The organism is Streptomyces sp. Inha503 (assembly GCF_047215865.1).
Taxonomy (GTDB): Bacteria; Actinomycetota; Actinomycetes; order Streptomycetales; family Streptomycetaceae; genus Streptomyces; species Streptomyces lycopersici.
The window spans coordinates 8,881,983-8,906,042 of the sequence record NZ_CP178360.1; the positions used below are offsets into that span (position 1 = coordinate 8,881,983).

At 72.5% G+C, this 24,060-nt stretch carries 8 protein-coding genes; 5 read left to right on the top strand and 3 right to left on the bottom strand.

Annotation, left to right across the window (positions count from 1 at the left end; genetic code table 11):
* Positions 1-77: 77 nt before the first annotated feature.
* Positions 78-11,243: a type I polyketide synthase gene (locus ACJX2R_RS37710; protein WP_413103722.1), complete on the bottom strand. Its 11,166-nt coding sequence runs from the start codon at positions 11,241-11,243 to the stop codon at positions 78-80.
* A gap of 402 nt (positions 11,244-11,645) precedes the next feature.
* Here ACJX2R_RS37710 and rsgA point away from each other — a divergent pair, with 402 nt between their 5' ends.
* On the top strand, positions 11,646-12,755 hold the full coding sequence (rsgA, locus tag ACJX2R_RS37715) for a ribosome small subunit-dependent GTPase A (RefSeq protein ID WP_413103723.1): 1,110 nt from the start codon (positions 11,646-11,648) through the stop codon (positions 12,753-12,755).
* A 47-nt stretch (positions 12,756-12,802) separates the two neighbouring features.
* Here the strand turns inward: rsgA and ACJX2R_RS37720 are convergent, their stop codons facing one another.
* Positions 12,803-13,201: a PPOX class F420-dependent oxidoreductase gene (locus tag ACJX2R_RS37720; protein ID WP_262699423.1), complete on the bottom strand. Its 399-nt coding sequence runs from the start codon at positions 13,199-13,201 to the stop codon at positions 12,803-12,805.
* 223 nt (positions 13,202-13,424) lie between these two features.
* On the opposite strand from ACJX2R_RS37720, the gene ACJX2R_RS37725 reads away from it, so the two are divergent.
* From ACJX2R_RS37725 to ACJX2R_RS37740, 4 genes are all read left to right on the top strand, one after another.
* Entirely contained in the window at positions 13,425-14,876 is a 1,452-nt protein-coding gene (locus ACJX2R_RS37725; RefSeq protein ID WP_413103724.1) for a dihydrolipoyl dehydrogenase family protein, read from the top strand.
* A gap of 998 nt (positions 14,877-15,874) precedes the next feature.
* The gene (locus ACJX2R_RS37730; protein ID WP_413103725.1) at positions 15,875-16,948 is read left to right on the top strand and encodes a protein phosphatase 2C domain-containing protein; all 1,074 of its coding nucleotides are present in this window, start codon (positions 15,875-15,877) and stop codon (positions 16,946-16,948) included.
* Between the two features lie 98 nt (positions 16,949-17,046).
* The gene (locus tag ACJX2R_RS37735; RefSeq protein WP_413103726.1) at positions 17,047-18,789 is read left to right on the top strand and encodes a pyruvate dehydrogenase; all 1,743 of its coding nucleotides are present in this window, start codon (positions 17,047-17,049) and stop codon (positions 18,787-18,789) included.
* Positions 18,790-18,961: 172 nt separating this feature from the next.
* Positions 18,962-19,828: a phosphotransferase gene (locus tag ACJX2R_RS37740; protein ID WP_413106036.1), complete on the top strand. Its 867-nt coding sequence runs from the start codon at positions 18,962-18,964 to the stop codon at positions 19,826-19,828.
* A gap of 1,013 nt (positions 19,829-20,841) precedes the next feature.
* On the opposite strand, the gene ACJX2R_RS37745 is transcribed toward ACJX2R_RS37740, so the two are convergent.
* Positions 20,842-24,036, bottom strand: a complete 3,195-nt coding sequence (locus tag ACJX2R_RS37745) for an alpha-mannosidase (protein WP_413103727.1) — start codon at positions 24,034-24,036, stop codon at positions 20,842-20,844.
* Positions 24,037-24,060: the final 24 nt, after the last annotated feature.

A 24,060-nucleotide genomic window follows, 5' to 3' on the forward strand; every position in this document is an offset into this window, starting at 1 on the left:
GCTCCATGCGAAGAGTCGGCGGTGGGAGGGGGTATGGCGGACAGACCGGCTGGTCAGCGGGGTGGGCGGGAGCGGGATCAGGAGATCCCGAACTCCTTCTCGATGTAGTCGAAGAGCTCGTCGTTGGTGGCCGCTTCGAGATCGTCGGACGTCACCGGCTCGTCGGGGGTGTCCGTGGTGCCTACGGCGTCCACGGCGTCTATGGCGTCCATGGCGCGCACGGCGGACCGGAGCAGCCGGCGCAGCCGGTCGGCGATCTCGGAACGGGCGGGGGCGTCGCTCGGCAATGACACCAACAGCCGTTCCAGGCGGTCGAGTTCGACGGTGCCGTCCCCCGTGGCGGATTGACCGGCGCCGTCCGGGCCGTCGCCGATGCCGCTGAAGAGCTGAGCGCTCAGATAGCCGACGAGTTCGGCCACGGTCGGGAAGTCGAAGATCACGGTGGCGGGCAGCCGGAGCCCCGTGACGCTCCCGAGCCGGTTGCGCAGCTCCACCGCCGTGACCGAGTCCAGGCCGAGCTCCAGGAACGGCCGCCTGGTGCCCACGGCCTCGGCCGAGCCATGGCCGAGGACCGCGGCCACCTGACCGCGTACGGCGTCGAGGAGCCGCCGTTCGCGCTCCTCGGGCTTCACGTCGGCGAGCCGGTCGCGCAGGGCCGCCACCGTACCGCCCGTACCACCGCCCGAGGCCCCGTCCCCGGCATCCTCGACCGCGCCGAGCGCCCGCCGGGCCTCGGGGATCTCTTCGAGCAGCTGGCTGGGGCGGGCGGCGGTGTAGGCGTGGGCGAAGCGGCCCCAGTCGATATCGGCGATCACCAGGGCCGTTTCGCCGTCCGCCAGCGCGGCCTCCAGCGCGAGGAGCGCCGACTCCGGCGGCAGCAGCGGTACGCCATGGCGCAGCCGCAGCTCGGTCACCGCGTCCCGTTCGGCCATCCCGCCCTGCGCCCAGGAACCCCAGGCCACGGAGGTGGCCACCAGCCCCCGTGCGCGGCGGTGGCGAGCAAGGGCATCCATATAGGCGTTGGCGGGCGCGTAGTTGCCCTGACCCACCATGCCCACGGTGCCCGCCAGGGAGGAGAACAGCACGAACGCGGACAGCTCCAGGTCCCGGGTCAGCTCGTGCAGCCGCCACGCCGCGTCCGCCTTCACCCGCAGCACGCGGTCCACCTGCTCGGGGGTGAGGGAGGTGATGGCGGCGTCGTCCAGAACGGCCGCCGTGTGGAACACCGAGGTCAGCGGGTACGTGGCCGGAATCGACGCCAGAAGCGCGCGGAGCGCGTCGGCGTCCCCGACATCGCAGGCCGCCACGGTCGCTTTGGCCCCCGAGGCGGTCAGCTCGGCCACCAGCTCGTCCGCTCCCGGCGCGGCGTCCCCGCGACGGCTGATGAGCAGCAGATGCTCGGCGCCACGGGCCGCGAGCCGACGGGCCAGCCGGCTGCCGAGGGCCCCGGTGCCACCGGTGATCAGGACCGTGCCAGGGCCGGGGGACCAGCCGTCATCGAGCACATCGCCGTCATCGAGCACATCGCTAAGGCGTGGCGCCCTGACGACACGACGCCCGAGGATCCCGGTGGCGCGGACCGCGACCTGGTCCTCGTGGCCACCGGCGGCCAGTACCGCACACAGCCGGGCCGTCGCCCGTTCGTCCAGCTCCTGGGGCAGATCGACCAATCCGCCCCAGCGGGTGGCGAGTTCCTGCGCCGCCACCCGGCCCAGACCCCACACCAGCGCCTGCGCCGGGCCGGTCAGCGGATCGTGGGCGCCGACGGACACCGCGCCCTGGGTGACACACCACAGCGGCGCGAACGGCCCCGCCGCCTCCAGCCCCTGGATCAGCCGCAGGGTGCGGTGCAGCCCGGCGGCCTCGTCGCGGGTGAGCAGCGAGAGCACGCCGACGACGGGCGAGGTGGGGTGCGCCGTGGTGTGTGCGGTGGTGTGCGTGGTGGTGTGTGCGGCGAGGGCGACGAGGGTGTCGGCCCAGCGGCGCGGGTCGTCGGGCGCCACGACCACCGTTTCCACCGTGGCCCCGTGCCGGTCGAGGGCCGTGGCGATCGCCTCGTACAGCGCATCGCCCTTCTGGTCGGGTGCCAGGACGACGAGCCAGGTGCCGGACAGCACGGGCGCGGTGGTGTCGGGCAGCGGCTTCCAGCCCTCGCGATACCGCCACGCGTCCATCGTGGACGCCGCGCTCTGCCGCCGATGCCACGCCGACAGCGCGGGCAGCAGGGTCGTCAACTCCGCCTGGGATTGCTCCAACCGCAGGGTCCGGGCCAGCCCTTCCAGATCCTCGCGCTCCACTGCTTCCCAGAAACCGGTGTGCGAATCCGGGCCGGTCGTCGCGTTGGCGCGGTGTCGGCCCGGGGGCGCGGTATCCAGCCAGTAGTGGCGGCGTTGGAAGGGGTAGGTGGGGAGGTTGGTGGGGGTGGGGTTGTTGGGGGTGAGGATCGTGGGCCAGTTGGGGGTGAGGCCGTGGGTCCAGAGGGTGGCGAGGGAGGTGAGGAGTTGTTGGGTGTCGCCGTGGTCGCGGCGGAGGGTGCCGGTGGCGTGGGCGTTTGTTTCTTGGATGGCGGTGGTGAGGACGGGGTGGGGGCTGGTTTCGAGGTAGAGGGTGTGGCCGTCGGTCAGCGAAGTTCGCAGGGTGTCGTGGAAGCGGACGGGTTCGCGGAGGTTGCGGTACCAGTACTCGGCGTCGAGGGTTTCGCCGTCGATGGGGGTGGCGGTGACGGTGGAGTACATGGGCACGTGCCCGGCGTGGGGGGTGATGGGTGCGGCGAGCTGGAGGAGCTGCTCCCGGATGCGTTCGACGTGCGGGGTGTGGGAGGCGTAGTCGACGGCGATCGCACGGGCCCGGATCCCGGTGGCTTCCGCTTGTGCCATGACATCGGTGAGCGCGGCGGGGCTCCCGGCGATGACGGTGGAGGTCGCGCCGTTGACGGTGGCGATCCAGACGTCGTCGTGGCCCGTCAGCAGGTCGTGCGCCTGGTCGGCGGGGGTCGTGAGGGAGACCATGCCGCCGTGTCCGGCCAACTCCTGCGCGATGAGGCGGCTGCGCAGCGCCACGAGCCGTGCGCCGTCCTCCAACGAGAGCACACCGGCTACGCATGCGGCGGCGATCTCACCTTGTGAGTGGCCGATGACGGCGGCGGGCTCGATGCCGAGCGAACGCCACACCTGGGCCAGGGACACCATGACGGCCCAGAGGGCGGGCTGGACGACATCCACCCGCTCCAGCGCCGCGTCATCCCCGGTCGCCCGCAACACATCGAGCAGATCCCAGTCGATATGCGGAGCGAGGGCTTGGGCGCATTGACTGATCGACTCGGCGAACACCGCTGATGAGTCGAGCAGTTCGGCGGCCATGCCGATCCACTGTGAGCCCTGCCCCGGAAAGACGAAGACCGCGCCGGACGGCGGCTCGCCCGAGACCACTCCGCTGACCACATGGGCGGCGGGCTCGCCGGTGGCGATGGCGTCCAGCCCGGCCAGGAAGGTGTCCCGGTCGGCGGCCACGACCACCGCCCGGTGCTCCAGCGCGGCGCGGCCCAGTGCCAGCGTCGAGCCGATATCGGCGAGGTGCCGATCGCTCGCGGCCACGAACGCGCGCAACTGCGCTGCCTGCGCCCGTAGTGCGGCCTCGGAGCGTGCCGAGATCACCCATGGCAGCGCACCCTCCGTGGGCGTGTCCTGGGATGTGGTGTCCGCCGTCGGCGCCGCTTCGAGGATCACATGGGCGTTGGTGCCGCTGACTCCGAACGACGACACCGCCGCGCGGCGCGCTCGTTCCGCCTCGGGCCAGCCCGTGGTCTCCGTCACCAGCCGCACCGCGCCGGAGGCCCAGTCCACCTGCGGCGTCGGCTCGTCCACATGCAGGGTGCGGGGAACCACACCGTGGCGCAGGGCCAGCACCATCTTGATGATGCCCGCTACCCCGGCCGCCGCGCCGGTGTGGCCGACATGGGCCTTCATCGAGCCCAGCAGCGCCGGGTGTTCGGCGGATCGGCCCTGGCCGTACGTGGCGAGCAGTGCCTGCGCCTCGATGGGATCGCCGAGCGCCGTACCCGTCCCGTGTGCCTCGATCACATCGACATCGGACGGCGTGAGACGTGCGTTCGCCAACGCCTGCCGGATGACCGCCTGTTGGGACGGCCCGTTGGGCGCTGTGAGGCCGTTGGAGGCGCCGTCCTGGTTGACCGCCGTGCCACGGATGACGGCGAGAACCTGGTGGCCGTTGCGGCGGGCCTCCGACAGCCGTTCGACCAGCAGCACGCCCACGCCCTCCCCCCATGCGGTGCCGTCCGCCGCCGCGGCGAAGGGCTTGCAGCGGCCGTCGGGGGCGAGCCCGCGCTGATGGCTGAACTCGGTGAACACACCCGGTGTGGAGATCACCGAGACGCCACCCACGAGCGCCATCCCGCAGTCGCCGTTGCGCAGTGCCTGTACGGCGAGATGCAGTGCCACCAGCGAGGACGAACACGCCGTGTCCACCGTGACGGCCGGTCCGGTCAGCCCGAAGCCGTAGGCGATCCGGCCGGATGCCACGCTTCCCGCCGCCCCGGTGAAGAGGTAGCCCGCGGACCCCTCGGTGTCGGCGCCGTCACCGCCGTAGCCGTGCGGTACGAGGCCGATGAACACTCCGGTGCGGCTGCCGCGCAGCGACAGCGGGTCGATGCCCGCGTGTTCCAGGGCCTCCCAGGAGGTCTCCAGCAGCAGCCGCTGCTGGGGGTCCATCGCCATCGCCTCGCGCGGCGAGATGCCGAAGAAGTCGGCATCGAAGTCGGCGGCGTCCGGGAGGAAACCGCCCTGGTGGACATAGCTGCTGCCGGGGCGTTCGGGGCCGGGGTGGTGGAGCGCGTCGAGATCCCAGCCGCGGTCCGCCGGGAACGCGGAGAGCGTGTCCTGGTCGGACAGCAACAGCCGCCACAGATCCTCGGGCGACCGTACGCCCGCGGGAAAACGGCAGCTCGTGGCCACGATCGCGATGGGCTCGTCCAGGGCGGCCGTCCCCGGCGCGACCGGCACGACCGGTGCGACCGATGCAAGCGGCACAACCGACGCAACCGGTGCGACGGCGCTGGGCGCGTACAGGCCCGCTCCGGCGGTGTCCCCGCCCGTGATCCGGTCCAGCAGATGCCGGGCCAGCGTCAGGGGCGTCGGATAGTCGAAGACGACGGACGGCGCGAGCGCCACACCCGTCGCCACGGCCAGCCGGTTCCGTAGCTCCACGGCGGTCAGCGAGTCGAAGCCGAGGTCCCGGAAGACCTTCCGCGTCTCCACCTCGTCCACCGACGACAGCCCGAGCACGGCGGCCGCGTGGCGGCACACCTCGTCCAGCACCACCCGCAGCCGGGGCGAGCCCTCGGCCGCGTCGGCCACCCGGCGCGCGAAGCCCTCAAGCGCCTCGGGCCCTTCGGCCGCCACGGTGGCGGACGGCAGCTCGACCCGTACGGCGGAGCCGGGGCCGACAGGCGCGAGCCAGTAGCGCTCGCGCTGGAAGGCGTAGGTGGGCAGATCGACGGGTGTGTCGCCACCGGATGCGAACACCGCCGCCCAGTCGGGGCTCACGCCATGAGCCCACAGGGCGGCGAGGGCGCTGATGAGCTGCCGGGCGCCACCCTGGTCACGGCGCAGGGTGCCGGTGGCGAGGACACGCTGGTCGGCGGCGTGGGCGGTCTCCTCGACGGCGGTGGTGAGGACGGGGTGGGGGCTGGACTCCAGGTAGAGGGTATGGCCGTCGGTCAGTGAAGTCCGCAGGGTGTCGTGGAAGCGGACGGGTTCGCGGAGGTTGTGGTACCAGTACTCGGCGTCGAGGGTTTCGCCGTCGATGGGGGTGGCGGTGACGGTGGAGTACAGGGGGACGTCACCGGCGTGGGGGGTGATGGGTGCGGCGAGTTGGAGGAGCTGTTCCCGGATGCGTTCGACGTGCGGGGTGTGGGAGGCGTAGTCGACGGCGATCGCACGGGTCCGGACCCCAGTGGCCTCGGCCTTCGCCGTGGTCTCGGCGAGCCCGGCGGGGCTCCCGGCGATGACGGTGGAGGTGGGCCCGTTGACTGCCGCTATCCATATGTCCTCGCGCCCGGTCAGCAGGTCGTGCGCTTGGTCGGCGGACGCGGCGAGGGAGACCATGCCGCCGAGCCCGGCCAGTTCTCGTGCGATGAGGCGGCTGCGCAGCGCCACGAGCCGTGCGCCGTCCTCCAACGAGAGCACACCGGCCACACACGCGGCCGCGATCTCGCCCTGGGAGTGGCCGATGACGGCGGCGGGCTCGACGCCGAGCGAACGCCACACCTGGGCCAGGGACACCATGACGGCCCAGAGGGCGGGCTGGACGACATCCACCCGCTCCAGCGCCGCGTCATCCCCGGTCGCCCGCAACACATCGAGCAGATCCCAGTCGATGTGCGGGGCCAGGGCCTGGGCACAGCGGTCGATGGATTCGGCGAACGCGGGGGAGGCGTCGAGCAGTTCGGCGGCCATGCCCACCCACTGCGAGCCCTGCCCCGGAAAGACGAACACCGGACCGGCGGCCGATCCGGCGGCCACCCCAGCCACCACATGAGCGGAGGGTTCACCGGAGGCGATGGCGTCCAGCCCGGCAAGGAAGTCGTCCCGGTCCCCGGCCACCACGACCGCACGGTGTTCCATGGCGGCCCGCTGTGTCGCCAGCGCCCGCGCGATGTCCAACGGCGTGGCGTCGGAGGAGGAGGTGGTGGCGGCGGCGAACGCACCCAGCCGGGCCGCCTGCGCCCGCAGCGCGGCGGGTGAACGGCCCGACACCACCCACGGCAGCACACCTTCCGCCTCGACGAGCGGATGGGCGGGGCGAGGGGTGCGGGAGGGAGAGGGGACAGGGGCGGGAGCCGGTGGGGCCTGCTCCAGGACCACATGGGCGTTGGTCCCGCTGATGCCGAACGACGAGACTCCGGCTCGCCGCGCCCGTCCGGCCTCCGGCCATGGGCGCTCCTCCGTCACCAGTTCCACACCACCGGACGCCCAGTCCACGTGTGGGGTCGGCTCGTCCACATGCAGCGTGGCGGGGACGACACCGTGGCGCATCGCCATGATCGCCTTGATGACGCCCGCGACTCCGGCCGCCGCCTGGGTGTGGCCGATGTTGGACTTCACCGACCCCAGCAGCGCGGGCCGGTCGGCGGGCCGGTCCCGGCCGTACGTGGCGAGCAGCGCCTGCGCCTCGATCGGGTCACCGAGCGCCGTGCCCGTGCCGTGCGCCTCGATCACATCCACGTCGGACGTCGACAGCCCCGCGTCCGCCAGCGCCTGCCGGACCACCTGCTCCTGGGAGAGTCCGTTGGGCGCGGTGAGGCCGTTGGAGGCGCCGTCCTGGTTGACCGCCGTGCCACGGATCACGCCGAGCACGCGATGGCGGTTGCGGCGGGCGTCGGACAGCCGCTCCACCAGGAGCAGGCCGACGCCCTCCGCCATTCCGGTGCCATCGGCCCCGGCCGCGAACGCCTTGCACCGACCGTCGCGGGCCAGCCCGCCCTGGCGGCCGAACTCGGTGAAGATTCCAGGGGTGTTGAGGACGGTGACCCCACCGGCCAGGGCCAGCGAGGACTCGCCCCGGCGCAACGACTGCACCGCCAGGTGCAGGGCCACCAGCGATGACGAGCAGGCGGTGTCCAGGGTGATGGCGGGCCCGGTGAGCCCGAGCAGATAGGCGATACGGCCGGAGGCCACACTGGCAGTCTTGCCGGTGAGGAGGTAGCCGTCCACCGTCTCCGGCGCCTCGTGCAGCCGTGGCCCGTACTCCTGGTCCATGGTGCCGACGAACACCCCGGTACGGGTGGCGCGCAGCGCGTCGGGCGCGATGCCCGCCCGCTCCAGCAGTTCCCAGGAGGTCTCCAGCAGCAGCCGCTGCTGGGGGTCCATCGCCAGGGCCTCGCGCGGGGAGATGCCGAAGAAGCGGGCGTCGAAGTCCGTGGCCCCGTCGATGAATCCACCGCTCCGGGCGAAACTGCTCCCGGTGCTCCCAGTACTCCCGGTGTGCCCGCTGCCGTGCAGCCGTTCCAGATCCCAGCCGCGGTCGTCCGGGAACGGCGAGATGGCGTCCCGTCCGTCCGCCACCAGCCGCCACAGATCCTCGGGGGAGCGCACCCCACCGGGGAGGCGGCAGCTCATCGCGATGATGGCGATCGGCTCGTCGGCGGGGGCGGCCACCGCCGCGGGTGCGGAGGACGGGCCGCCGGCGGCGAGGTGTTCCGCGAGCCTGGCCGGGGTCGGGTGGCTGAAGAGCGCGGCGGGGGAGAGGCGGGTGCCCAGCGCGGCGTTGACGCGGTTGCACAGATCGCTGAGCGAGATCGAGTCGAAGCCGAGATCCTTGAAAGTCCGTTCGGTGTCGAGCTCGGCCACCGTCGTATGCCCGAGGACGGCGGCGGCCTGGGCCCGCACCTGATGAACCACATCAAGGCCCGTGGCCCCCGCCGCGGCATCCGCAGCGGCCGCCGGGGAGGCCACGGCGTCGAACCAGTGGCGCCGCCGCTGGAAGACACGGCCGGGCAGCTCGGCCCGGCGGGCGCCGGTCCCGGCGAACACCTTTCCCCAGTCGGGGGCAGCCCCGTACACCCACAGCTCGGCCAGCGAGAGCAGCACCCGCCGCGTGCCGCCCTCGCCCCGGCGCAGGGTGCCGACGGCGAGGCCGCCCGTGTCCTGGACGGCGGTGGTGAGCACGGGGTGCGAACTGCTCTCCAGGAAGAGGGTGTTGCCGTCCGCGATCAGGTTCTGGACGGTGTCGTGGAAGCGGACCTGTTCGCGGAGGTTGCGGTACCAGTACTCGGCGTCCAGCGCCTCGCCCGCGATGGGGGCGGTGGTGACGGTCGAGTACATCGGCACGTCCCCGGCGCGCGGGACGACCGCCGCCGCGAGCCGCAGGAACTCCTCGCGGATCGCCTCGACATGCGGGGTGTGCGAAGCATACGCGGCGGCCACCCGGCGGTGCCGCAGCCCGGCGGCCTCCGCCCTGGCCGTGACCTCGGCCAGCCCCTCCGGGCTGCCCCCGACCACCGTCGCGCCGGGCCCGTTGACCGCGGCGATCCATACGTCGTCCCGGCCCGCGAGCAGCTCGGCCGCCCGCTCCTCCGACGCGCCGATGGACGCGAGACCGCCCCGGCCGATCAGGGCCCCGGCGATCCGGCTGCGTACGGCGATCAGCCGGGCACCGTCCTCCAGCGACAGCGCTCCGGCCACGCACGCGGCCGCGATCTCACCCTGCGAGTGGCCCACGACGGCCGATGGGACGACGCCGAGCGAACGCCACACCCGCGTCAGCGAGACCATCACGGCCCAGAGCGCGGGTTGTAGCACCTCCACGCGCTCCAGCGCGGTGCCGTCCTCGGTGTCCTCGGTGGCCTCGGCGTCCCTGGTGTGCCGCAGGACGTCGAGGAGGTCCCAGTCGGTGTGCGGGGCCAGGGCCTGGGCGCAGCGGTCGATGGATTCGGCGAACGCGGGGGAGGTGTCGAGCAGTTCGGCGGCCATGCCCACCCACTGCGAGCCCTGACCCGGGAAGACGAACACCGGACCCGCGGCCGACTCGCCCGCCACCCCATTGACCACATGGGCGGACGGCTCACCGGAGGCGATCGCGTCCAGCCCGGCCAGGAATCCGTCGCGGTCCCCGGCCACCACCACGGCACGGTGCTCCAGGGCCGTCCGGTGCTCGGCGAGCGACCATCCGATGTCGGCGGGGGAGACACCGCCGTCGGCCGAACCACCCGCGGAACCGACCGCCGAACCACCCGCCGAACCGCCCGCCGCGAACGACCGCAACCGGGCCGCCTGCGCCCGCACCCCGTCCGGCGTCCGGCCCGAGATCACCCACGGCAGTACGTCACCACGCCACGCCCCCGCGACGCCTTCGGCCGCACCCTCGGCGAGTGAGACCACCGGAGCCTGCTCCACGACGACATGGGCGTTGGTCCCGCCGACGCCGAAGGAGGACACCCCGGCGATCAGCGGCGCATCCGGGCGCGGCCACGCCGACAGCTCGGTCTGCACCCGCAGATTCCACTCCTCCAGCGGAATCGCGAGGCTGGGGGAGCGGAAGTTGAGACTGGGCGGGAGATGCGCCGCCTTCAGGGCGAGCAGGACCTTGATCAGGCCGGTGATCCCCGCGGCCCCTTCCAGATGGCCCACGTTCGTCTTGGCGGACCCCACCAGCAGCGGCCGGTCCTTCGTCCGCGCCGCACCGATCGCCTCGGCCAGCGCCGCCGCCTCGATGGGGTCGCCGACGGGTGTGCCGGTGCCGTGCAGTTCGACGTACTGCACCTCGTCGGGGCCGACCCCGGCCGCTTCGTACGCCCGGCGCAACACCTCAGCCTGGGCGGTCCGGCTGGGGGTGGTGAGACTGTCCCCGCCGCCGTCGTTGTTGACCGCGCCGCCGCGCAGCACCCCATGGATCCGGTCGCCGTCGGCGAGCGCGCGGGCGAGGGGTTTGAGCAGCACCAGACCGCCGCCCTCGCCGCGGACGAAGCCGTTGGCCCGGGCGTCGAAGGTGTAGCAGGTGCCGTCGGGGGAGAGCCCGCCGAAGCGTGCGGCGCTCAGCGCGCCGTCGTACGCGAGATTGAGGTGGACCCCGCCCGCGAGCGCGGTGTCGCATTCGCCGTTGCGCAGGCTCTGGCAGGCGGTGTGCACCGCGACCAGCGAGGACGACTGGCCCGAGTCCACCACCATGCTGGGGCCGCGGGTGCCCAGCAGATAGGAGAGCCGGTTGGCGATCATGCCGCGCTGGAGGCCGGTCAGGGTGTGGTGGGTGACCGCGGTGTCGCCGCCGTGGCGCCGTAGCAGCGTGGCGTAGTCGTCGTTGATGGCGCCGACGAACACCCCCGTCCGCCCCTGGGCGAGCCGGGCCGGTGTGAGGCCCGCGTCCTCCAGGGTCTCCCAGCCCAGTTCGAGCATCAGCCGCTGCTGGGGGTCCATGGCGGCGGCCTCGCGCGGCGATATGCCGAAGAAGTCGGCGTCGAAGTGGTCCACCGCGTCGAGGAAGGCGCCGAATTCCGTCCCGGCTTCGGCCTCGGCTTCCGCTCCGTGTTCGGCTCGGGCCCCGGGCCCGCCGTCGGAATGACGCGGAGTCCATCGATCTTCCGGTACGGAAGTGACCGCGTCCGCGCCCTCGCTGAGCAGACGCCAGAATTCCTCGGGCGTCCGGGCCCCCGGTAAACGACAAGAGAAACCGATGACCGCTACCGAATCATGGACATCGTGATGCCATGGCGAATCGGCGACTGTGGACAACTAGGTACACTCCCCCGTGACCTGGTGACCTGACCCATTTATCGCGCGTGAAAACAAAGATCAACTGCCGCGAAGGTACCTCAGCGTCCGGCGGGTGCGCAAGCATGTTCGGGAGCCGCTGCTCGGGGTCATGTTCCCCTGGTCACGGGGCGGTTGATGGTGGCCCTTTCGCTTTCAACGAAAGAAAAAATGGATGGCGCCCCGGGCGGGGATGGGCTACGGTTTCTCCGTTCCGTGCGGGCCGTGTTGGTCCGTGTTGTCGCGCTTGAGGAAAGCAGGAGGTGAGGACATTGATGACGGTCTCGGTGGCGAGCGCCGCTCGCGTTCAGGAGTTCCTCATTTCCACCCCTGCGGCCTCCGGCTGACACCTCTTCGGAGGCCGCCCTTCGAAGGGTTTCCTCCGTGTTCAACACTTCTTCCGACTCCACCTCTCCGTACTCCCTCGCCGCCCATGGCTGGGACGACGGCTGGGCGGAGACGTTCGCCCCGTACGCCGCACAGGGCCTGGTGCCCGGCCGGGTGATCCGGGTGGACCGTGGCCAGTGCGATCTGGTCACGCCGAGCGGCCTGGCACGGGCCGACACCGAGCTGGTGACGCCGCGCGATCCGCTGCGGATCGTGTGCACCGGCGACTGGGCCGCCGTGGACGCCGAGGGCGATCCGCGTTACGTGCGTACGCTGCTGCCGCGCCGTACCGCCCTCGTACGGTCCACCTCCTCCAAGCGCTCGGACGGCCAGGTGCTGGCGGCCAACGTCGACCACGCCGTCATCGCCGTCTCCCTCGCCGCCGAGCTCGACCTGGGCCGGGTGGAGCGGTTCACCGCGCTGGCCTGGGAGAGCGGCGCCCAGCCGCTGCTCGTCCTCACCAAGGCCGATCTGGTGCCCGACCCGGACACCCTCGCCCATCTGGTGTCCGACACCGGGACGGCGGCGCCCGGCGTACGGGTGCTCGCGGTCAGCTCCGCGACGGGGGAGGGACTGGAGGAGCTCGGCGCCCTGCTCGCCTCCGGCACCTCCGTGCTGCTCGGCCAGTCCGGCGCGGGCAAGTCCACGCTGGCGAACGCGCTGGTGGGCGAGGCCGTCCAGGACGTACGGGCGATCCGTGACAGCGACGGCAAGGGACGGCACACCACGACCACCCGCGATCTGCTGCCCCTGCCCTCGGGCGGGGCGCTGATCGACACCCCGGGGCTGCGCGGGGTGGGGCTGTGGGACGCCGAGGGCGGTGTCGCGCAGGCGTTCGCCGAGATCGAGGAGCTCGCCGAGCGGTGCCGCTTCCCCGACTGCGCACACCGGGCCGAGCCGGGGTGCGCGGTGCTCGCCGCGATCGACGACGGCTCGCTGCCGGAGCGGCGGCTGGAGAGCTACCGCAAGCTGCTCCGCGAGAACGAGCGGCTCGCGGCCCGTACGGACGCGCGGCTACGGGCCGAACTGCGGCGGGACTGGAAGCAGCGGCAGGCGCTCGGCCGCCACATGATGGAACGCAAGCGGGGGCCGAAGCGGCAGCGGTAGCGGTGCCGGGGCGGCAGCGGCAGCGGTACGCCCGGGACCGGCCCCGGTCAGCTCACGCTCCGGGTCTTGGCCCCGGGCACGTCCTCCAGGCCCCAGCTGTACACCCAGCGCGGATGGATCCGGATGACCTCGTCGCTCAGCTGGGCGCCGAGGTCATGCGGCCCCGTGCGCCGCTCCGCCTCGCCGCGGATCTCCACCCCGCACACCATCCACGGCTGCTCGCTCACCAGGCTGTCGACGACCAGCGCCACCTTCGGATTCGTCCCGGTGTTGCGCCACTTCTTCGTCCTGCCCATGGCGTAGCCGCCGATGTCGACGGTGCCGTCCTCGTTGAGGAAGAACGCCACCGGGTTCGCCTGTGGCTGGCCGTGCGCGTCCACGGTGGCCAGCCGGCCGATCCGCTGCGATCTGAGGTAGCCGGCCTCGGGTTCGGTGAAAACAGTCATGCGATCACTGTCGCGCGGCCGCGCCCCGTACGCAGGGGATGCGGGGCCGGGGCCTTCCGACGCGGGACCGGGACCTTCCGACGCGGGTCCGGGACCTCACGATGCCGGAGCGCTCGGCCGAAACGCCGATTGGGGTGGCTGTGCGCGGTAACTCGACGCCACGATGGCCCTGCGAGGCCCCGGAGGCCCTGCGACGGTGATACGAGCGAGAGAGCGGGTTGCGATGAATCAGGCCACGGACGAGTACGACGTCATCGTGCTGGGCGCGGGCCCGGTCGGTGAGAATCTGGCGGACCGGACCCGCGCCGCCGGGCTCTCCACGGTGATCGTGGAGCGGGAGCTGGTCGGTGGTGAGTGTTCGTACTGGGCCTGCGTCCCCAGTAAGGCGCTGCTGCGCCCGGTGCTCGCGCGGTCCGAGGCACGCCAGGTGCCGGGGCTGCGGGAGGCGGTCGGGGGGTCGCTGGCGGCGGCCGACGTCTTCGCCCACCGCGACAAGCAGGTCGGCAACTGGAAGGACGACGGTGCGCTCACCTGGCTGGACTCGGCCGGGATCGACCTGGTGCGCGGCCATGGGCGGCTGGTCGGGCCGCGGCGGGTCGCGGTGACATCGCCGGACGGGTCCGGCGGCGAGGAGCGGACCCTCACCGCCCGCCACGCGGTGGCCATCTGCACCGGCACCCGGGCCGCGCTGCCCGACATGCCCGGGATCGCCGAGGCCCGGCCCTGGACAAGCCGGGAGGCCACCAGCTCCGGCACGGTGCCGGAGCGGCTGATCATCGTGGGCGGCGGTGTGGTCGCCGCCGAGATGGCCACCGCCTGGTGCGGCCTCGGTTCGCGCGTCACCGTGTTGGTGCGCGGCTCCGGGCTGCTGAACCGGATCGAGCCGTTCGCGGGCGAGCTGGTCGCCGAGACGCTGAGGGAGGCCGGGGCCGAGATCCGCACCGGTACGTCGGTGAAGGGGCTCGCCCGGCCGGGCGGGGCGGAAGGGCCGGTCACGGTGACCCTGGAGAGCGGGGAACAGCTCGAGGCCGACGAGGTGCTCTTCGCCACCGGGCGCGCCCCGCACACCGCGGACGTGGGCCTGGACACGGTGGGGCTCGAACCGGGCGGCTGGCTGACGGTCGACGAGACCTGCCGAGTGACGGACGTCCCCGACGGCTGGCTGTACGCGGCGGGCGACGTCAACCACCGAGCGCTCCTCACTCACCAGGGCAAATACCAGGCGCGCATCGCGGGCGCGGCGATCGGGGCACGCGCGCGGGGCGTCGAGCGGCTGGACACGAGCCGCTGGGGCGAGTACGCGACGACCGCGGACGAGGCGGCCGTACCGCAGGTCGTCTTCACCGACCCGGAGGTCGCCGCGGTCGGGTTGACCGCGGAACAGGCCGAGTCCGAGGGCCGCAGCATCCGCGTCGTCGACTACGACACGGGCCAGGTCGAGGGCGCGGTCCTCTACGCGGACGGCTACCGCGGCCGCGCCCGCATGGTCGTCGACCTGGACCGCGGCCACCTGATCGGCGTCACGTTCGTGGGCCCCGGGGTCAGCGAACTGCTCCACTCGGCGACGGTGGCGGTAGCGGGCGAGGTCCCCATCGACCGCCTCTGGCACGCGGTGCCGTCGTTCCCCACGATCAGCGAGATCTGGCTGCGGCTGCTGGAGGCGTACAGGGGGTGAGGGCGCGGGGTTGACTGGGGCGGGGGTAATTGGCCGGGGGCCGCCTGCTCGCCCCGGCCCCGGCTCCCGCCCTTGGCCGGCTCGCGGAGTGCCGCTCCCCGCTCCTCGGGTTTGCCCTCCGGCCGCATTCACGCCCTACGCCGGGGCGCGGGCAGCGGCTCGTCTCCGGCGCTCCGCCCCGGCCCCGGGGGCCCGCTTGCAGGGCCGGGCTCCTGGGGCCCAACGGGTGAGAGCGCTCCGGTTTGCTTGAGCGGATCTTGGGCGGCCCTCGGGCCGGTCATCGCGTGGTGTCCCCGTGGAGCCTCCCTGTGGACAATGTGGGGATGAGCCAGCAGGGCGACCGACGCCGTCATGAGGACGACTGGTGGGGCGAGTTGTACGACCCGCGTCGTGCCGACGCGGGGCCCGCGGCGGCCTCCGACTCCGTGGACGACCGGTTCGATTCGGCCTCCCGCACGCTCGCTGGCGACGAGGACGCCGGAAATCGTAGACCGGCCGCGGGCGCCCCTTGGGGCCCGCGGACGGGGGAGCCGGGCGGTGCCGCCCCGGGCTCCGACGCCGACGCCGGAGGTGGCCCGCAGGGGTGGCGATCTCCCGCCGACGAGGAGCCCGGTGCCACACTGCCCACTCAGGCCCGCGCGGGCTCCGGTGCCGCATCGCCCCCGGCGGGCGGCAACGCGGGGTCTGGCGCCGCACAGGGTGACAACGCGGGACCCGGTGCGGCCCCGCCTTCCCAGGACCGGGCGGATCCCGGGGACGCACCCGGCCGCGCGGAGCCGAGCGACGGACCGGGACGTACCGCCCCGGCGGGCGCACCCGGACGTACCGACTCGGGAAGCGCGCCGGGACCCACGAGCCGGAGGAGTGCGCCCGGACCCACGAGCCCAGCGGGCGGGCCTGGGCTCGCGAGCCGGGGGAGCTCACCCCCATCCATCCCACCCAGGCGTGCCGGGATGTCCGGGCCGCCGTCGCCGTCCTCGGGGCCGCGTGGGGCCGGGGTGCCGCCTCCGCCGGAGGCCGCGTTGCGGGCCGATCCGGCGCGGCCCTGGCGGGCCGCGGCCGCCTCGTACGTCGGGGCCGAGCCGCCCACGTACGAGACCGAGCCGACCACGCTTCCCGTCACCGATCCGGAGGATCTCCGGGACGTGGTGCCCGACACCGTGTTGGAGGGCGCCCGGTACGGAACGCTGACGCTGCGGGCCGCGTCGTTGCGCGGGGACGCGGCCCGCTATCGGGGCGAGTCGCGGCGGGACGCGCTGCTCGCGGTGCGGTTCGGGACCGGGGACAGCGCCCTTCTCCTGGTGGCCGTGGCGAGCGGGCAGCGGGCGGCCCCGGGCGCGCATCGGGTGGCGCGTGAGCTGTGCGAGTGGATCGCCGGGGCGGTCGGCGGCAATCAGGCCCGGCTGACGGAGGACATCCACACCGCCAACCGCGGTGCCCTCAGCTCCGGGCTGCACCGGCTCACCGACCGTGCCTACGGGCGGCTGCGCGCCGGCGCGACCGTGCGCGGCCTCGCCCCCGCCGACCACACCGCGTCGGTGCGCTGCCTGCTGCTCCCGGCGCATCCGGCCTGCCGTACCCGGGTGTTCTTCGGCGTCGGCGACGGTGGGCTCTTCCGGCTGCGGGACGGCGTCTGGCAGGACCTGGAACCCGACGGGGGCGAGCGGGACACCGTCGGCGGGCCCGTCATCGGCTATGGGAGTGGTCGCCCGCCCGCCCGGCAAGCGAACCAAGAGCCCCAGCACCCTCAGCAGCCCCCCGGCTCCGACCCCGGCTCCGACCCCGACCCCGGCTCCGCCCACGCGCCGCCACCCGAGTCCGAGTCCGAGACCGAGCCCGTCCACGGGCCCTTCCGGTTCCGTGCCTCCGTCGCCCGGCCGGGCGACACCCTGCTGCTGTGCAGCGCGGGCCTCGCCGACCCCCTGCGCGGTGAGGCGGCCCTCGCCGATCGCCTGGCCGAGCGCTGGGACACCGCGGAGGCGCCGGGCCTCGCCGCGTTCCTCGCCGACGCCCAGACCGGGGTGAAGGGCTACGCCGACGACCGTACGGCGGCCGCCGTCTGGGAGGCGTAAGCGCGCCGTCCATGGGTTGATGGACGAAAGGTACAAGGTGGCGGACAAGCGTCACCCACCCCATCGACCCTGGACGACGAGAGGGATGAGGGCGCGCGATGGCCAAGCAGACCGTGGCGGAGCAATACGTGGACATCCTGGTGCGCGCCGGTGTGCGGCGGCTGTACGGCGTGGTCGGCGACAGCCTCAACCCCGTGGTGGACGCGGTCCGCCGGAACGCCGCGATCGACTGGATCCAGGTGCGGCACGAGGAGACCGCCGCCTTCGCCGCCGGTGCCGAGGCCCAGCTCACCGGGTCCCTCGCCGCCTGCGCGGGCTCCTGCGGCCCCGGGCACGTCCATCTGATCAACGGGCTCTACGACGCCCACCGCTCCATGGCCCCGGTCATCGCGCTCGCCTCGCACATCCCCAGCAGCGAGATCGGCACCAGCTACTTCCAGGAGACCCACCCCGAGCGGCTGTTCCAGGAGTGCAGCCACTACTGCGAGCTGATCTCCCACCCCCAGCAGATGCCCCGCGTCCTCCAGACCGCCGTGCAGCACGCGATCGGCCGCAGCGGGGTCAGCGTGGTGGCGCTCCCCGGCGACATCGCCGCCCGCCCGGCGCCCGAGCGCGCCGAGGAGCACGCCCTGGTGACGTCCCGGCCCACCGTGCGTCCGGGCGACGCGGAGATCGACCGGTTCGCCCGCATGGTCAACGAGGCGGAGCGGGTGACGCTCTTCTGCGGACGGGGCTGTGCCGGGGCACACGAGGAGGTGATGGCCTTCGCCGAACTGCTGAAGGCGCCGGTGGGGCACGCCCTGCGCGGCAAGGAGTGGATTCAATACAACAATCCCTATGACGTCGGCATGAGCGGTCTGCTCGGCTACGGCGCGGCGTACGAGGCCACCCACGAATGCGATCTGCTGATCCTGCTCGGCACCGACTTCCCGTACGGCGCCTTCCTGCCCTCCGACGTCCGCACTGTCCAGGTGGACGTCCGCGCCGAACACCTGGGCCGCCGCTCCAAGCTGGACCTCGCCGTCTGGGGCGATGTCCGGGAGACGCTGAGCTGTCTGACGCCGAAGGTGCGCCCCAAGACGGACCGCCGCTTCCTCGACCGCATGCTGAAGAAGCACGCCGACGCGCTGGAGGGCGTGGTCAAGGCGTACACCCGTCGGGTCGACAAGCACATCCCGATCCACCCGGAGTTCGTGGCGTCGGTGCTGGACGAGGAGGCCGCCGACGACGCGATCTTCACCGTGGACACCGGGATGTGCAATGTGTGGGCCGCCCGCTATCTGTCCCCCAACGGCCGCCGCCGGATGATCGGCTCCTTCACTCACGGCTCGATGGCCAACGCGCTGCCGCAGGCGATCGGCGCCCAGTTCATGGACCGCCGCCGCCAGGTGATCTCGATGTCCGGCGACGGCGGATTCACCATGCTGATGGGCGACTTCCTCACCCTCGTCCAGTACGACCTGCCGGTGAAGGTGATCCTCTTCAACAACTCCGCGCTGGGCATGGTCGAGCTGGAGATGCTGGTCTCGGGCCTGCCCGCGCACGGCACCGGCTACCACAACCCCGACTTCGCGCAGATCGCCCGCGCCGCCGGGGTGTACGGCGAGCGGGTGGAGAAGCCCAAGCGCCTGCGGTCCGCACTGCGCGCCGCACTGCACCACAAGGGGCCCGCCCTCCTGGACATCGTCACGGACCCCAACGCGCTGTCCATCCCGCCCAAGATCAGGGCGGAGATGGTGACCGGCTTCGCGCTCTCGGCCAGCAAGATGGTGCTGGACGGGGGCGTCGGCAAGATGCTCCAGATGGCCCGCTCAAACCTCCGAAACGTACCGCGCCCCTGATCAGACCGCCCGCCAGACGGAATGACCAGTAACACAGCCACCCCGTCCGGATCATCGACACGGTTGGCGAATCCGGTCCGCTGAGCCGAGGCACGATAGCTGTCACGTCAGCATGCCTGTTGTCACCGAGAGCACGAACGGGCGCATCTATGCCAAGATTTCGAGGGTGGAGATGACCGACGTCACGCGTGCGATCGCGGCTGCGACTTCGGTCGCTGCGTCGCTCGACCTGCCAGCCAACGATGCAATCGTTCTCCACAACTCGAACAAGCTGGCACTGCGGCTGACGCCATGCGACGTCTTTGCCCGGGTCGCCCCTGTGGGACAAGAGGTTGCACAGTTCGAAGTCGAGCTCGCTCAGAGGCTCGCCGAGGTCGAATGCCCGATGTGTCCCTTAGAGCCGCGGGCGGAGCCGCGCGTGTACACGCGCGATGGCTTCGCAGTGACGCTGTGGACCTACTACGAGCCCGTGACACCTCGCACCTCACCAGCCGACTACGCCAAGGCGCTGGAGCGGCTGCACGCCGGCATGCGTAAGGTCGATGTGCCGAGCCCGAGGTTCACGGACCGGATCACGGAGGCGGAAGAAGTTGTCGCCGACCCGGATCGCTCGCCGGCGCTCGCCGACGCGGACCGCGTTTTCCTCAGTGGCAGGCTCACAAGTCTGCGGCGAGCGATCGACGACCGCGGCGCCGTGGAGCAGCTGCTCCACGGCGAGCCGCATCCAGGCAATGTGCTCAGCACGAAGAACGGCCCGTTGTTCATCGACCTTGAGACGTGCTGCCGTGGACCCGTCGAGTTCGATCTCGCCCATGTTCCCGAGGCGGTCTGCGAGCACTACCCAAGCGTTGACCAGGGGCTGCTGGACGAGTGTCGGCAGCTCGTTATCGCGATGGTCGCCGCGTGGCGTTGGGAGCTTGGCGACCAGTTTCCGAATGGGAGGCGATTCGGGGAGGAATTCCTGCGCTTGCTGCGAGAGGGTCCTCCTTGGCCGACACTCGACACAGTTACCAGGCGACTGGATGGTCTTCGGCAGTGACAGGCCGTGAGCAGCTTCAGCCCGTCGGCGCCGATCAGCTCCATCTGCTTGGTCTTCCCCTTGGGTAGCCGGGTGTCCTCGAACCGGATCGCGTACCGGTCGAACCGCCGCGCGGCGGACAGCACGATCGTGAGTCCGTACGAGCACGGTTACCTGCCTTGAGCAAGCTGTGCTTCGCGGCGGCCTCGAGGACCCGGTCCAGGAGCTTGATCCCGGCGTCTCCTGCGATCAGTCGGCCACACCCGCGTCTACAGCGAGCTGTGCGAGGGAGTCGGCCGCTTCGTGCATCACATGCCGGAGCCTCCGGACGCGTCCCGGCACAACCCCGCAGAGCTGATTCGGACGCAGGAGGTGATCGCGAAGGCGGGGTTCACCGTCGACGACGCGCTGTGGCTGGCGCCGGCCGACCAGAGCATCACGGTCGTGGCGTCATGCGAACACATCCGAGGGCTGTCAAGCTCGTGGAGTTCGCTAGCCAGTTCCAGTCCTGGGCGGCGGCTCGCGGCCGCCATCGTTGTGAGCGCTGACGGGGCCATGTACGCCGTCCCGTGCACGGGTTGTGGGGGTACAGGCGTCAATCCGTAGGTGATCGACCGCCGCCGTCACCGACGACTGCGACTACCTGTTCTTCTTCGACAACGACGCGGTCCTCCCGTCCACTGAGGCGCCGGCCACGCTCGCTGCCGAACTCGACTACGACGCCCGACTCGCTTATGTACAGCCCCGCATCATCGACCCCGACAGCGGCGTACCGTGGCTACACCGGCCGCTACCTGCCCGCCGTGACCGTTCACCATCCGGCGACCAACCCGGCCAGGCATGCCACCTTCTACCGCCTCAACGCGACCCTGTGGCGGTTCCGTGACCGCGCGGCCCTCCGCGCTTCTCTGAGCGGGCTACGCGAAGGGCTGCGCGGCGGCCACGGCGCGCGGGCAGCCATGAGTTGGCGGACGGTCGTCCAGCTGACTCGCTCCGGACGACCGCCCGTCGTGTAGCCGTCAGGCCTCAGCCGCTCACCTCACCGGCCTCAGCCGCAGCGTGAGGATCTGGTGCGGGCGCAGTGTCAGGGTCAGTCCGCCCGGGCCCGTGGCCGCCTCGTGCTGTGGGCGCTCCAGCAGGTCCGTGACCTCGGCTCCGAGCACCGGGAAGCCGGTGACCAGGGTGCCCGCCGCCCGGCCGCCCTGGGACTCGTACAGCCGCACCACCACATCGCCGCTGCGGTCCTCCGCGAGCTTGACCGACTCGATCGTGATCGCGGGGTTGTCCACCGATACCAGCGGTGCCCGCTCGGCCGGTCCGGCGGGGAGGGTGCGCAGCGGCAGGTTGAGGGCGAGGCCTTCCGCGACCGCCTCGGCGACGCCCGCGCCCGGCAGCAGGGCGTAGCGGAAGCGGTGGATGCCCAGGTCGGTCTCCGGGTCGGGGCTGTGCGGGGCGCGCAGCAGGGTGAGCCGCACGGTGGTGCCCAGCACCTCGCCCTCGCCCGCGGCCCCGTCCGCGCCCGCGCCCGTGCCCTCGCCCCCGTGGTGCGCCGTACGGGTCACATCGTGGCCGTACGTGGAGTCGTTGAGCACCGCCGCCCCGTACCCGGGCTCGGCGACCCGGAGCCAGCGGTGGGCGCAGATCTCGAACCGGGCCGCGTCCCAGCTGGTGTTGGTGTGGGTGGCGCGGTCCACATGGCCGAACTGGATCTCCGCGGTGGACACCTTGGCGTGGATGTCCAGCGGGAACGCCGCCTTGAGGACCTTCTCCGACTCCTGCCAGTCCACCTCCGTGGCGATGTCGAGGCGGCGGTTGCCCGCGGCCAGGGTCAGCTCCTGGGTGATGCGGGAGGCGCCGAAGGAGCGTATGACCCGGACCGTGGCGCGCAGCGGACCGGATTCGATCAGCTCCACGGACTCGGCGTCGGTCAGATCGGTGTGGCGGCGGAGGTAGTGCCGGTCGATGTCCCAGGCGTCCCAGTGGTTGGGGTGGTCGGGGTGGAGCTGGAGGAGGTTGCCGCGGGCGCCGGGGGCCAGCACCTCACGGCTCGCGTCCAGGTCCAGCACCGAGGTGAGCAGCCCCTCGGCGTCGATGGTGACCCGCAGCCGGTCGTTGTCCAGGACGATGGACTGGCCGTCGCTCAGGGCGGTCACCGGCGGTGCCCCATGGGGTGCGCCGCTGGCGGCGGCGGGCGCCTGCGGGGCGGTTCCCACGGGTGCCGCGCCCAGCCCGGCGACCCGCACCGCGACCGCCGTACGGCCCTCGTCCAGCGGCTGGACCGGGGCCCCGGACGGCAGGGCGGCCGCCGTCCGCGCGTCCAGGACGGCGATCTCCTCGCGCTCGTACGGCGAGGCGTTGAGCACGGCGGGCCCGCCGCCGCCCAGCGCGGCCACCGCCCCCGCGATGATCTCCTCCAGCTCGGCGAACACCATCTCGTAGGTGTCCCGCGCCTCGCGGTGCACCCAGGCGATCGACGAGCCGGGCAGGATGTCGTGGAACTGGTGCAGCAGCACCGTCTTCCAGATCCGGTCCAGCGCGTCGTACGGATAGGCGTAGCCGGGCGTGTGCAGCGCGGCGGCCGTGGCCCACAGTTCGGCCTCGCGCAGCAGGTGCTCGCCGCGCCGGTTGCCCTGCTTGGTCTTGGCCTGGGTGGTGTACGTGGCCCGGTGCAGCTCCAGATACAGCTCGCCCGACCACACCGGCGCCTTGGCCCCGTACTCCCGCTCGGCCTCGGTGAAGAACGCCGAAGGTGGCTGGATCTCGACGGTCGGCGAGCCCTCCAGGGAGGCGAGCCGCCGCGCCTTCTCCAGCATCTCGCGGGTGGGGCCGCCACCGCCGTCGCCGTAGCCGAAGGGCACCAGCGAGCGCGTGGCCAGCCCCTTGTCGGCGAAGTTCTTCTCGGCGTGGGCGAGTTCGGAGGCGCTGAACTGGGCGTTGTAGGTGTCCACCGGCGGGAAGTGGGTGAAGACCCGGGTGCCGTCGATGCCCTCCCACCAGAAGGTGTGGTGCGGCATCTTGTTGGACTGGTTCCACGACAGCTTCTGGGTGAGGAACCACCTCACCCCCGCCAACTTGGCGAGCTGCGGGAAGGCGGCCGTGTAGCCGAAGGAGTCCGGCAGCCAGATCTCCTCGGTGTCCACCCCCAGCTCCTCCAGGAAGAACCGCTTGCCGTGCACGATCTGCCGGGCCAGCGCCTCACCGCCGGGCATGTTGGCGTCCGACTCGACCCACATCGAGCCCACCGGCGCCCAGTTGCCGTCCGCCACCGCCTTCTTGATCCGCTCCCAGATATGCGGCTGATGCTCCTTGACCCAGGCGTACTGCTGGGCCTGTGAGCAGGCGAAGACCAGCTCCGGGTACTCGCCCGCGAGCGCGGTGACATTGGCGAAGGTGCGGGACGCCTTGCGCACCGTCTCGCGCAGCGGCCACAGCCACGCCGAGTCGATATGGGCGTGCCCGGCCGCCGAGACCCGGTGCGCGCTGGAGTGCGCGGGACGGCCGAGCGCGTCGGTCAGCTCGGCGCGGGCGGCGGCCGCGGTGCCGGGGACGTCATGGAGGTCGAGCGCGTCCAGCGCGTTCTCCAGGGCGCGCAGGATCTCATGGCGGCGCGGCCGGTCCTCGGGCAGCTCGTGCATCAGCTCCGAGAGCACCTCGATGTCCAGGACCAGATGCCAGACGGTCTCGTCGAGGACGGCCAGCTCGGCCGAGGCGAAACGGTACAGCGGCTCGTCCCCGGCGGTCAGGACGTCGCCGAGCCGGGTCGGGGTGAAGCCGTCGCGCAGCACGGACGGGTTGGCGGCGGCCTCCAGCAGCAGCCGTACGGGCTCACCACCGGCCGCGGGGGCCGCTACGGGGATGTGGCGGTTGCGCGGATGGATGCCCTTGATCGGCACGCCCTCCGCGTCGTACACCAGCCCCTCGGCCTGGAACCCCGGGGCGTCGTCGGTGAAGCCCGGGTCGATGACGGCCTCCACCCGCCGCCCCGCCCAGTCCTCGGGCACCGCGCCCTCCAGCCGGAACCACCAGGTGGACCACGGACTGCCCCAGTCCGTGCCGGTGGTGAACGGCTCGTAGGTGCCCGCCAGCGCCTCCGCGACCGGCACCGGTTCACCGGGGGTGCGCCATGCGGAGAGGGTCAGCGGCACCCGGGCCGTGTACTGGGCGGGCCTGATGAACTGGCGCAGCGCGCGGTCCAGGCGCCCCTCCACCAGTGGTCGGTCGTCGTGCATCACGGCTCCTCGGTTCGAGCTCGG

What these genes read in the sequence shown, in the direction of transcription:
- ACJX2R_RS37720 (WP_262699423.1), bottom strand. Translation starts at nt 13,201, where the DNA reads ATGACTGTTTTCACCGAACCCGAGGCCGGCTACCTCAGATCGCAGCGG.
- ACJX2R_RS37725 (WP_413103724.1), top strand. Translation starts at nt 13,425, where the DNA reads ATGAATCAGGCCACGGACGAGTACGACGTCATCGTGCTGGGCGCGGGC.
- ACJX2R_RS37735 (WP_413103726.1), top strand. Translation starts at nt 17,047, where the DNA reads ATGGCCAAGCAGACCGTGGCGGAGCAATACGTGGACATCCTGGTGCGC.
- ACJX2R_RS37740 (WP_413106036.1), top strand. Translation starts at nt 18,962, where the DNA reads ATGACCGACGTCACGCGTGCGATCGCGGCTGCGACTTCGGTCGCTGCG.
- ACJX2R_RS37745 (WP_413103727.1), bottom strand. Translation starts at nt 24,036, where the DNA reads ATGCACGACGACCGACCACTGGTGGAGGGGCGCCTGGACCGCGCGCTG.